12 protein-coding genes are annotated in these 10,553 nt (G+C 59.5%); all 12 read left to right on the plus strand.

What is annotated here, in order from left to right; translation table 11 throughout:
- Positions 1 to 92 precede the first annotated feature (92 nt).
- The 12 genes from elbB to HQL63_14770 all read left to right on the plus strand — a co-directional run bounded on the left by elbB (position 93) and on the right by HQL63_14770 (position 10,539).
- Complete coding sequence (gene elbB, locus HQL63_14715; GenBank protein MBF0178077.1) at positions 93 to 752, plus strand: isoprenoid biosynthesis glyoxalase ElbB; 660 nt, start codon at positions 93 to 95, stop codon at positions 750 to 752.
- A gap of 2 nt (positions 753 to 754) precedes the next feature.
- Positions 755 to 1,885, plus strand: coding sequence for an aminopeptidase P family protein (locus HQL63_14720; GenBank protein ID MBF0178078.1), 1,131 nt, complete (start codon positions 755 to 757; stop codon positions 1,883 to 1,885).
- A 109-nt stretch (positions 1,886 to 1,994) separates the two neighbouring features.
- Positions 1,995 to 2,960 (plus strand): SPOR domain-containing protein, encoded by a 966-nt coding sequence (locus tag HQL63_14725; protein MBF0178079.1) that lies wholly within the window; start codon positions 1,995 to 1,997, stop codon positions 2,958 to 2,960.
- Positions 2,961 to 2,977: 17 nt separating this feature from the next.
- Positions 2,978 to 3,646 carry a heme ABC exporter ATP-binding protein CcmA gene (gene ccmA, locus HQL63_14730; GenBank protein MBF0178080.1) on the plus strand — a complete coding sequence of 223 codons (669 nt, stop codon included), beginning with the start codon at positions 2,978 to 2,980 and terminating at the stop codon, positions 3,644 to 3,646.
- Complete coding sequence (locus tag HQL63_14735) at positions 3,640 to 4,305, plus strand: heme exporter protein CcmB (protein ID MBF0178081.1); 666 nt, start codon at positions 3,640 to 3,642, stop codon at positions 4,303 to 4,305. The genes ccmA and HQL63_14735 overlap by 7 nt, the downstream gene beginning before the upstream one ends.
- Positions 4,250 to 5,005, plus strand: coding sequence for a cytochrome c biogenesis protein CcsA (gene ccsA, locus HQL63_14740; GenBank protein ID MBF0178082.1), 756 nt, complete (start codon positions 4,250 to 4,252; stop codon positions 5,003 to 5,005). The genes HQL63_14735 and ccsA overlap by 56 nt, the downstream gene beginning before the upstream one ends.
- Positions 4,998 to 5,135: a heme exporter protein CcmD gene (ccmD, locus tag HQL63_14745; protein ID MBF0178083.1), complete on the plus strand. Its 138-nt coding sequence runs from the start codon at positions 4,998 to 5,000 to the stop codon at positions 5,133 to 5,135. The genes ccsA and ccmD overlap by 8 nt, the downstream gene beginning before the upstream one ends.
- Positions 5,136 to 5,221: 86 nt before the next feature.
- Positions 5,222 to 5,677, plus strand: a complete 456-nt coding sequence (ccmE, locus tag HQL63_14750; protein ID MBF0178084.1) for a cytochrome c maturation protein CcmE — start codon at positions 5,222 to 5,224, stop codon at positions 5,675 to 5,677.
- 5 nt (positions 5,678 to 5,682) lie between these two features.
- Positions 5,683 to 7,644 carry a heme lyase CcmF/NrfE family subunit gene (locus tag HQL63_14755; protein MBF0178085.1) on the plus strand — a complete coding sequence of 654 codons (1,962 nt, stop codon included), beginning with the start codon at positions 5,683 to 5,685 and terminating at the stop codon, positions 7,642 to 7,644.
- Between the two features lie 89 nt (positions 7,645 to 7,733).
- Positions 7,734 to 8,285: a DsbE family thiol:disulfide interchange protein gene (locus HQL63_14760; GenBank protein ID MBF0178086.1), complete on the plus strand. Its 552-nt coding sequence runs from the start codon at positions 7,734 to 7,736 to the stop codon at positions 8,283 to 8,285.
- Positions 8,282 to 8,863: a cytochrome c-type biogenesis protein CcmH gene (locus tag HQL63_14765; protein MBF0178087.1), complete on the plus strand. Its 582-nt coding sequence runs from the start codon at positions 8,282 to 8,284 to the stop codon at positions 8,861 to 8,863. The genes HQL63_14760 and HQL63_14765 overlap by 4 nt, the downstream gene beginning before the upstream one ends.
- Before the next feature lie 215 nt (positions 8,864 to 9,078).
- Positions 9,079 to 10,539: a zinc ABC transporter substrate-binding protein gene (locus HQL63_14770; protein MBF0178088.1), complete on the plus strand. Its 1,461-nt coding sequence runs from the start codon at positions 9,079 to 9,081 to the stop codon at positions 10,537 to 10,539.
- Positions 10,540 to 10,553: the final 14 nt, after the last annotated feature.

Genomic DNA, 10,553 nt, shown 5'->3' on the forward strand with positions numbered 1-10,553 from the left:
CCCCCCTGACAGAAACTGCTTGACAGTCAAGACAGTTGCTGGACCCCGATTCGTTCCGGGTGGTGAAAGATCGTTAACAGGAGATACAAACAGTGGCGAAAAAACGTATTGGGGTCTTGCTCTCCGGGTGTGGCGTTTTTGACGGAGCGGAGATTCATGAGGCGACCTTGACGCTGTTTTTTTTGGATCGGGCCGGAGCCGAGGCGATCTGCATGGCGCCGGACATTCCCCAACATCACGTCATCAACCACATGACGGGACAGGAGATGCCCGAATCCCGCAATGTGCTCGTGGAGTCGGCCCGGATTGCCCGGGGCCAGATTCGCGACCTGGCCGCCGTGGCGGTGGCCGATGTGGATGGCGTCATTTTGCCGGGTGGGTTCGGGGCGGCCAAAAACCTCTCGACGGTGGCCTTTGCCGGTCCCCAGGCCGAGGTGAATCCAATCGTGGCCTCCTTCCTGCGCGGGGTACGCGAGGCCGGCAAACCCATTGGCGCACTGTGTATCACGCCAGCTGTCATCTCCCGTATTTTCGCCAACCAGGGGTTGACCTTGACCATCGGTGACGATTCCGGAACAGCCGGGGCCATCGAGGCCATGGGCAATCGGCACCAAAACAGCGCGGTGGATGCTATCGTGGTGGATAAAGCCCATAAAATCATCACTTCTGCCGCCTACATGTGTGCTGCCGGCATCGGCGATGTGGGGCAGGGCATCGAAAAACTGGTGATCGAAGTGTTGCGGCAGGCCTGACCATGACCACACGACTGATTTATGCCGCCAGCGAAAGTTCGGCGGACATGTTCTACGCCACAGGGGTGTGGACCCCGGATCCCTTTTTATTCGTTCGGGAGGCATCGGGGCGCCGGCATGTGGTGACCTCGGTCCTGGAGATCGATCGGATCCGCCGGTTGGCGCGAGTGGAGGTGGTTCATGATTGGGAGCCCCTGCGGCAGGGCTGGTTGCAAAAAAATCCCGGAAAATCTCCAGAAACAGCCGACTTGATCTTTTGTTTCCTGGAGACGGTCGGCTCGCGGCATATTCTGGTGCCCCACGATTTTCCCGTTGGCCTGGCCGATCCCCTGCGCCGGTCCGGGGTGAGCGTGGAAGTGGCAACCCACGGATTTTGGCCGGAACGGGAGCGTAAACGCCCGGATGAGATCGACGCCATCCAACAGGCCCTGGCCATCACGGGACGTGCCATGGAAGCGGGGGTTGGCCTGATTATTGCTTCGGTCATCGGTGATGACGGTTGCCTCTACCTGGATGGTGCTCCGCTCACGAGTGAACGGGTTCGGACACGGATCCACAGCCGTCTGGTGGAAGAGGGGGCCTTCGCCCGGAATACCATCGTGGCGGGTGGCAGTCAGGGGGCTGATCCGCACGCGCCCGGTTCGGGCCCTTTGTTGGCTCATTGGCCGATCATCCTGGATGTTTTTCCGCGTGTGGAAGAGAGTGGCTACTGGGGGGATATGTCCCGGACCGTTTGCCGGGGCAGGCCGACAGACCGGGTGCGACGTGCCTGGGAGGCGGTACGACAGGCTCAAGAGGTGGCCATTGCCCGGATCCGTCCTGGTGTGGCGACAACAGAGGTTCACGCTGCGGTAAGCCGTCATTTGACCGATGCCGGTTTTGTGACGGGTCCAACCCCGGAAGGGTGCCAGGGAGGGTTTTTTCATGGTACGGGACACGGCCTGGGTCTGGATATTCATGAAGCACCACGGATCGGGCCGCGTGGTCCGGTCCTGGAGGTGGGGCATGTGGTGACCGTGGAGCCCGGTCTCTACTATCCGGATATGGGGGGGGTGCGTCTGGAGGATGTGGTCGTCGTCGAAGAAACGGGATGTCGAAATCTGACGGATTTCCCCAAAATTTTGGAGGTTTGAATGTGGGAACCTCTGCGGGGTCGAGAGGGTGCAATTCTAGCAGTGCCAGGAAGGCACGGATGACCCCGGGCGTTGGATGGGCCCGGGTGGGCATCGGAACGGAAGGATCATGAAAGCATCTCCCAACCGTGAACAGCAGATATTTTTGATCGTCGGCGGGGTCATTTTTGGTTTGATCCTGGTCGTAGTGATCTACAACATGATCCAGGATCCCAAGCAGACGGTGGTCGAGGATATCCGGCGGCCATTGGTGGTGGCCCCGGCCAATCGACCGTCCGAGGATGCCAAACGGCCATGGATCGAGACCGTCAAGCCGGCGCCGATTTTCGAGAGCACCCAGTCTCACGCCGTGGTTCCGCCGCAACCGGGTCAGGTGGATGAACAACCTGCCGGTGCCGCCGCGCCTGGAGAGGCAACCGGGGCTGCCCAGGCTGCCCAGGCCGAGGGTGGCCAAAGGAGCGTGCCGATTGCCGCCGCCGTAGCCACTGCCGTGGCCAGGAAAGGGAACAAGGTTCCGCCCGCAGCCGTGGCCGCAAAGCCTGAAGGGGGTGCGGATCCCATTGGCACCTGGGCCGCAAAGGAACAACGCGAAGAGGTGATGCCGGAGCCGGAAGAGGGCCCCCCTCCCAAGGCCAAAACCAACGGGAAACAATCCCACAATGAGCCGGCGACGGCCAAGCCGCCGCGTGGCAAAACAGAACAGGTTGCGGCGCGGCCCTCCGCACCCCCAGCCGCGCCCTCCGCTGCACCTCCGGAACAACACGCCAAGGTGTCGCATCGTCCAGCCAGGGAAGCCAATAGTGGGGATGCGGAAGATGTAAAAGGGAGTTATTCGGTGCAGTTGGGTTCCTTCAGCAGTGCCGATCGGGCCGCCGCGATCCAGGAGAAGGTGAAGAAGGTGGTCTTCGAGGGACACCCGGTTCCTGTCTTCCAGAAAGTCGGCACGGTGAGCGGTCAGTCCCACTACCGGGTGCGATTGGGGCCTTTCGCCACCCAGAAACAGGCCGAATTGGCGGCGCAGTTGGTCAAACGGCAGACAGGGTTCGAGGGGAGAGTCCTCTCCCCGGGAAAATAGTCGGCATCCAGGCATCCATGGCAGAACTTTTGATAGAGGGGATCCACTACCGTTACGGGCATCAACGGGTCTTGAATGGCGTGGCGTTACATGCCGGGCCGGGGGTGTGCGCGGTTCTCTTCGGTGCCAATGGCTCCGGGAAGTCGACTTTGTTGTCGATCCTGGCCACCCGCCTTCGCCTGCGGGAGGGAAGGTATGTCTTGAACGGGATGGATGTGTCGGAAGGGTATGACGTGGCGCGGGGGCAGTTGATGCTTCTGGGACATGCCACCCATCTGTATGGGCATCTGGATGCCCTGGAAAATTTACGTTTTTTCTGCGATCTTCGCGGCCTGGCCACGACGCCGGAACAACTACTCTTCGCCGTGGAGTCCGTGGGTCTGGGGCGCTCGTCCCGGCGACCGGTGCGGGGTTTTTCCGCCGGGATGCGCAAGCGGTTGGCCTTGGCGCGGGTCCAGTTGGCTGCCCCTTCGCTCCTGCTTCTGGATGAACCCTATTCGGCATTGGACGCAGCGGGTGTTGCATGGTTGAACGACATGCTGAGGGTCTATCTGGCCGATGGCGGGACGGTGGTCATGGCCAGCCATGACCCGGAACGGGTGGCGGTCCTGGACCACGTTCCTTATCGTCTGGAGGCGGGCCGTCTGCTCGCCTTGCCTCGGGAGAAGGGGAAAACAGCTTGTTGAGGGCGGCCTACCGTATCGCCTGGAAGGATGTGGTCGGGGATTTTCGGCGTCGTTCCACCTTGTCGGCGATGCTGTTTTTTGCCATTGCGGTGCTGGTCGTTTTTCAGGCTGCCTTTGAGCCGGACCGTCAGGAGGCGACCCGGTTGTTGCCCGGGTTGCTCTGGGTCACGGTGCTCTTCACCAGTCTGGTTGGTTTGGGGCGGGTCTTCCAGGCCGAGGAAGAGGATGACGCTTTTGAAGGGCTGCTTCTCTCCCCCATGCCACGTGGGATCTTGTATCTTGGCAAGTGGTGGGGCAATCTGGCTCTGACGCTGCTCGTGGAGATCCTGCTTCTTCCTTGCATGCTGGTGCTGTTCAATGTGGATGCCTGGGACCGGCTGCACGGGATTTTGGGGATCCTGCTGCTGGGTACCCTGGGGTTGACGGGGCTGGGGGTGTTGCTGGCTGCCCTGACCCGGGCGGCCCGGGCGCGGGAGACGCTTCTTGCCTTGTTGCTCTTGCCGTTGGTGGTGCCTTTGCTGATTGCCGGCGTGCAGGCAACGGGGATCGTCCTGACCCAACGCGGGGATTTGGGGCCCTGGTTGCAGCTCCTGGTCATTTTTGATGTGGTCTACCTCGCCATGGCCCCGTGGGGTTTTGGCTGGCTGGTCGAGGAGTGAAGCGATCGTGTTGAAATTTTTGGCCCGAATCCAACCGTGGGTGGGATGGACCGCTCTGCTTTTGCTGGTGGCGGGTCTTTTTCTGGTCTTCCATGCCCCGCCGGATTTCCAGCAAGGCCTTTCGGTCCGCATCATGTACATCCATGTCCCCTCGGCCCAGATGGCCTTGTTCCTTTACCTGTTTTTGTCGGGAGCCAGCCTGCTTTTTCTCTGGAAACGTTTTTCCACCGCCGATGTGTTAGCGGAGGCGGCGGCGCCGGTCGGGGCGGCGTTCTCCCTGGTGACCCTGGCCACCGGTTCCATCTGGGGCAAACCGATGTGGGGGGCGTGGTGGGCCTGGGATGCCCGGCTCACCTCCATGCTCGTGCTGTTGATCATCTATGTCGGGGTGATGGCCATGCGTCATGCGCTCGATGAACCTGCCAAAGGAGCCAAGGCGACCGCCATCCTGACGTTGATCGGCGCGGTGGATCTGCCCATCATCCATTTTTCCGTGGTTTGGTGGCGCACTCTGCATCAACCCTCCTCGTTTGAAGGGAAGCTCAAGCCAGCCATTGCCGGCCCCCTGTTGACCCCATTGATCGTCATGGCCGTGGCGGGTTTGGCCGTGGCGGCCTATCTGGTCATTCTCAAGTCTGGAAACGTGGCCGCGCAGCGCCAGCTGGATATCCTCGAAAGTGAAGGAGATGATCATGGGTGACTATATGGGTTATGTCTTGGCCGCCTATGGTGTCGCCTTGGTGGTCTATGGCGGTTTGACCCTGTTTTGGCAACGGCAGAGGCGGCATTTGCAGGCCAGGTTGGTTCTCGAAAAAAGGCCGGACGTTTAAAAGACTGGGATGGTCCAGGAAGGGCTGCGCCCTTCCTGGCGGGGTTCGGGGCGAAGCCCCGATAAAAAGAGACACGGTTTGGAACCATGAACAGAAAAAGTAAACGGATCATGTTGTTGGCGACTGTGATCATGGTGGGGGGGGCCTTGCTCTCCCTGCTCTACACGTCGTTCACCGACTCCCTGGTCTATTTTCACACTCCGACGGAAATTCGCCAAAAGTCGGCTGACTTTGCGGGCCGGAAGGTGCGGGTTGGCGGCATGATCCAAAACGGTTCCCTGGTTCGCAAGACCGGCACTCTGGAGGTGAGTTTTACCCTGACCGATGGCCATGGGGATGTGCCGGTCCATTACAACGGCGTGTTGCCGGATCTGTTCCGGGAGGGACAGGGGGCCGTGGTGGAGGGTGTCTGGCGCCACGATCTTCCCCATTTTGAGGCAGCAACGGTCCTGGCCAAACATTCTGAAGATTATGTGCCAGTCTCCATGACCAAAGAGGGGCTGGAGAAGGCGCAGAGTTCCATTCTTAAATCGGTGCAGTGATTGCCATGTGGATTGAAGTCGGACATTTTGCCGCATTGACAGCGTTCGTCCTTGCCTTGACCCAGACCGGCGCTGGTGTGTTGGGAGGGATTTTGGCTCGTCCGGCCTGGGTTCGCGTGGGGCGCCAGGCAGCCTTGATGGTGGCCCTGTTGCTGACTGTGGCGAGCCTGGGTTTGATCATGTCGTTTCTCCAGCATGACTTTTCCGTGCGCTATGTGGCCGAACACGCTTCCCTGAAACTGCCTGTTTTTTACCTTGCCACAGCCATGTGGGGGGGGCATGAGGGCTCTCTGCTGCTGTGGGTGTGGTTTTTGGCTGTTTTTTCTGCTGTGGCCGTGTGGCGGCATTGGTCGACGCATCCGCTTTCCATGCCTTGGCTGCTGGGTCTTCTGGGGGCGGTCATGGTGGGCTTTTTGTTGCTGGTGTTGTTTCTTTCCAGCCCGTTTGAACGGCTCTTCCCGGCACCGGCGGATGGCCGGGATCTCAACCCGATGTTGCAGGATCCGGGCATGGTGTTTCACCCGCCCTTTCTCTATCTGGGGTATGTGGGTTTTTCGGTTCCCTACGCCTTTGCCATGGCCGCCCTGTTGAATGGTCGCTCCGGCACCGAGTGGATTTTGGCCATGCGGCGGTGGACCCTGTTTGCCTGGGCCATGCTCACCACCGGTATTGTTTTGGGCGCCTATTGGGCCTATTACGTCTTGGGTTGGGGCGGTTATTGGGCCTGGGATCCGGTGGAAAATGCCTCCTTCATGCCCTGGCTCACCGCTACCGCCTTTTTGCACTCGGTGATGGTGCAGGAACGGCGTGACATGTTTCGTACCTGGAATCTTTTTTTGATCATCACCACCTTCTCCCTCTCGCTGCTGGGAACATTCCTGGTCCGATCCGGGGTTTTGTCGTCGGTTCACGCCTTTGCCAACGACCCGGGACGGGGGGTGTTCATCCTGATTTTCATGGCCGTGGTGCTGCTTTTTTCCTTTGGGGTGCTGGTTTTTCGTGCGGATCACCTCCGGAGTGGCACACCCCGTCTGGATACGATCCTCTGCAAAGAGAGCGCTTTTTTGTTCAACAACATGTTTTTTATGGTTGCCGCCCTGACCGTTCTCCTGGGGACGCTGTATCCCCTGGCCATGGAGACCCTGGCCGGAACCAAGGTGACGGTGGGGGCTCCCTATTTCAACAAGGTGTTTGTCCCGATCATGCTTGGCACCTTGGCCTTGATGGGGATGGGGTTGGTCATTCCCTGGCGGCGCGCCACTGCCGCAGCGTTGGGACGCATGTTCAGGTGGCCTTTGCTTCTGGCCCTGCTGGCGATCCTGCCGGTCTGGTTGGTGGGTGTGCGTCATCCCTACGGGATTATCGGCGCAAGTCTGGTGGTGTTTGTCCTGGCCACCCATACGCAGGATCTGTACAGGGGGGTTGCAGCACGCCGGCAACGGGATGGCCGGGCCTGGCCGACCGTCCTGTGGCACCTTGTGATACGCAACCAGAGACGCTATGGCGGTTTGGTGACCCACCTGGGTGTTTTGCTCATGGTCGCCGGTTTCATCGGCTCGGGGCTCTTTCAGCAGGAACGGGATCTGGTCATGCGTCCGGGTGATGTCATGCATATGGGCCCTTGGCAGTTGACTTTTGCCTCCATGGGTCGGGCGGCGCGACACAACTGGCAGGCCAACGAAGCAGTGATCCAGGCGGACAAAGGCAGGGAGTCCCTGACCCTGCTGCCCCAGAAACGCATCTACGACGGCAGCTCCCAACCCATGAGCGAAGCGGCTATCCACTCGACCTGGAGGGAAGATCTCTATGTCGTGTTGGGAGACCAGGTTGCGGATGGAGCCTGGGCTTTCCGGGTCTATCTGAACCCCCTGGTCATGTGGATTTGGTGGGGAGCGTGCGTGATCGCCTTGGGGGTCGGCTTGTCCATGTTGCAGGGGAGACGGTTGCGAAGGAAACAAGGGGCTTGAAAGAATGTAGTCATGATTCAGCGCCCTTGCAAGAAAAGCCCGGATAAAGTGTAACCATCTCTTTCGCGTTTTTTTTAAGGAAGTGTCGTATGTGGTGGAAAGCGCTCTTGTTGCTGGTAGTGGTCGGCATTCTGACCCTCTTTGCGTTGGGACTTGGCAACGATCCGCGTATGATTCCCACCCCGCTGATCAATCGCCCCGCCACGGACTTTGACGCCCAGGCCCTGGATGGTGGGGAAAAAATTCGCCTGAGCGCCTATCGGGGACGTTGGGTGATGCTCAATTTTTGGGGCTCGTGGTGTGGCAGTTGCTGGAAGGAACATCCCTATCTGGTGCAGTTGGCGAAACAGGTCCAATCCAGGCAGGACTTCATCATCATCGGTGTGGATTTCAAGGATACCGTGGAGGATGCCCAGGCGTTTTTGCGTCGCTACGGGGAAACCGGCTATCGGCACGTTTTTGACCCCGATCAGCGTATCGCCATTGATTGGGGTGTCTACGGCGCCCCGGAAAGTTATCTGGTCGATCCACAGGGCCGTATCCGATTGAAGCATACGGGGCCGCTCTACCCGGGATGGTTTGAAGCCGTGGCTCTGCCCTTGATGGCCCAGGAGCCGGGTGGCAAGGAGGGTACCCCATGAAGCGGTCATCGCCGGGCTGTGCAGTCCGGAAAATCTTGCTGTTTCCGTTGGTTGCCCTGGCGATCCTCTTTGCTTTGCCCGTCCTGGCTGGTGAGCGGCAGGAGGATCCAGACGAAGCCACGGTTCGTGACATTGCCCAGGGGTTGCGCTGTGCGGTGTGCCAAAACCAGTCGGTCTATGAGTCCAATTCCGACTTGGCCAAGGACATGCTCAAGGTCATTCGGCAAAAAGTGCGGGATGGGGGTGATTCGGCAGAAGTTCGTCAATATTTTCACGACCGCTACGGCGATTATATCTACCTGGAACCCACCCGCCAGGGGAGCAACCTGATTCTATGGGCCGGGCCTTTTCTGTTCCTGCTTGGGGGGGGAGTGCTTTTGGGTGTTGCCCTGCGCCGTTGGCACCGCGCCCGACTTTCTGGCCAAAGCCCTGTTGGCTCCGTCTCTCCTGCCTTGTCCGAGAAATCTGGGACAACCGCAAAAAAGGGGGGCAGGGATGGGGCCGTTCAGCACAAGGGTGGCACGGATGCGGACGATCGGCAGCAACGCATTCAGCGCGAGTTGGAACAGGTGGATTGAAAATACTGGGTTGGCGTATGACTCCAATGGGTCGTCACTATTCAGCACCCTTTCAAGAAAAGCCAGGAGATGAAAGCCTTTGTCAGGGCTTCGCCCCGAACCCCACCAGGACACCGTCTTAGGCCCTGCCAGGGAGCCAGCCCCCTGGACCCCAGTTCGTGGCCATGTGGTAAATAGTTACAATGGGTTAATCAAAAGCAGGCAGGACGAAAACCATGGCGGCACCTCGGGACGGCAACATGCACATCAACCTTTTGGCAGTCAACCTGCTCCGGGAAGGGATGAAACGAATTTGCAGGCAAAAAGGGGATTTTGCCAGGAGCGTGGCCACTTGGCGGCTCCACCTGCGTTTGGGGAAGGTTTTGGGAAAGAGTCACCTGCCACCACCCGACTATGTGCGAGCCCGGATGGATGACGATCCCGAACAGCTGGCAGAACGGTTGTGGGACCAGGAGAGCGCCCGGCAACTCCAAAAGTGGCATCGCGTTGCCCAAATCAAAAGAGAATTTGCCAACATTCAGGCATTTGAAAACTTGTACGGATCGATCATCGATACTTTCAAGGAGTCGGGAAGGAAACCATCCCAACCCGGAAGATCGCGCTCGCACCTGCGTTCCATGTTGTTGCTTGTTTGCGGGTGTCTCTGGTTCTTGCTGGCCCCACCTGCCCAGGCTGCGCCGGATGCCGATGGTTCTGTCGTTGCCACCATCATGCCTCTGCACTCTCTTGTATCGGGCACCATGGCAGGGTTTGCCAAACCGGTTCTGCTTTTACCGGGGGCATCTTCCCCTCATACCTACGCCCTGCGGCCATCGGATGTCCGTTCTTTGGAAAAGGCACGATTGATTGTCCGGGCAGGGAAGGATCTGGAGACGTTCCTGGAGCGCCCCCTGACCACCTTGGCGGCCCGGAGCCGGATTCTCTCCCTGCTGGAGCTTCCCGGAGTTCACCTTCTGCCTGGTCGGCGGGGTGGTTCCTGGGAGTCGCATCATCATGAGGCACAGGGGGGAGGTGCGTCGCCCGACCTGAAAAATGGGTCAGGTCACCCACATGATCCCCGGGATGGCCACGATTTTCTTCACGACCAGGCACACACAACCGGTTTGGATCCCCATCTTTGGCTGGACCCGGACAACGCCCGCATCCTGATCGTTGCCCTGGTCGACCTTCTGGGAGAGATCTGGCCGGAGCAAAAAAATCTTTTTGCCGAAAATGGTCGGCTGCAACAGGAGCGACTGCGGCAATTGGACAGCAAATTGCGCGAACTTCTGCACCCTCTGCAAGGCCATCCGTTTATCGTTTTCCACGATGCCTATCAATATTTTGAAGTTCGGTATGGTGTCAAAGGGGTTGGCAGCATGGCCCTGCATCCGGAACAGCCGCCCGGGGCACGCCGTATTGTGGAGCTGCACCAACAGATTCGGCGCTCCGGCGTGGCCTGCCTGTTCAGTGAGCCCCAATTTCGTTCCGACAGGGTTCAAGGCCTGTTCAAGGATTTTGGCTTGCGGTATGGCATCCTGGATCCCCTGGGCAGCGATCTGGCTCCAGGCCCCGATGCTTACTTTCGCATGATGGAAAATCTGGCCCTCTCCCTGCGGCGCTGTCTCCTGCCAGCCGGCAACGCATCGGGGTCCGGGGAGCCAGCCCCCTTGTATCTTGGATCCGAGGAAAAATGAACGCTTGTATCTTG

The organism is Magnetococcales bacterium (genome assembly GCA_015231175.1).
Lineage (GTDB): Bacteria > Pseudomonadota > Magnetococcia > Magnetococcales > DC0425bin3 > HA3dbin3.

Bases quoted from the DNA above. Each gene is read 5' to 3' on its own strand.
- HQL63_14720 (MBF0178078.1), top strand. From the start codon at position 755: ATGACCACACGACTGATTTATGCCGCCAGCGAAAGTTCGGCGGACATG.
- HQL63_14725 (MBF0178079.1), top strand. From the start codon at position 1,995: ATGAAAGCATCTCCCAACCGTGAACAGCAGATATTTTTGATCGTCGGC.
- ccmA (MBF0178080.1), top strand. From the start codon at position 2,978: ATGGCAGAACTTTTGATAGAGGGGATCCACTACCGTTACGGGCATCAA.
- ccsA (MBF0178082.1), top strand. From the start codon at position 4,250: ATGTGGTCTACCTCGCCATGGCCCCGTGGGGTTTTGGCTGGCTGGTCG.
- ccmD (MBF0178083.1), top strand. From the start codon at position 4,998: ATGGGTGACTATATGGGTTATGTCTTGGCCGCCTATGGTGTCGCCTTG.
- ccmE (MBF0178084.1), top strand. From the start codon at position 5,222: ATGAACAGAAAAAGTAAACGGATCATGTTGTTGGCGACTGTGATCATG.
- HQL63_14755 (MBF0178085.1), top strand. From the start codon at position 5,683: ATGTGGATTGAAGTCGGACATTTTGCCGCATTGACAGCGTTCGTCCTT.
- HQL63_14760 (MBF0178086.1), top strand. From the start codon at position 7,734: ATGTGGTGGAAAGCGCTCTTGTTGCTGGTAGTGGTCGGCATTCTGACC.
- HQL63_14765 (MBF0178087.1), top strand. From the start codon at position 8,282: ATGAAGCGGTCATCGCCGGGCTGTGCAGTCCGGAAAATCTTGCTGTTT.
- HQL63_14770 (MBF0178088.1), top strand. From the start codon at position 9,079: ATGGCGGCACCTCGGGACGGCAACATGCACATCAACCTTTTGGCAGTC.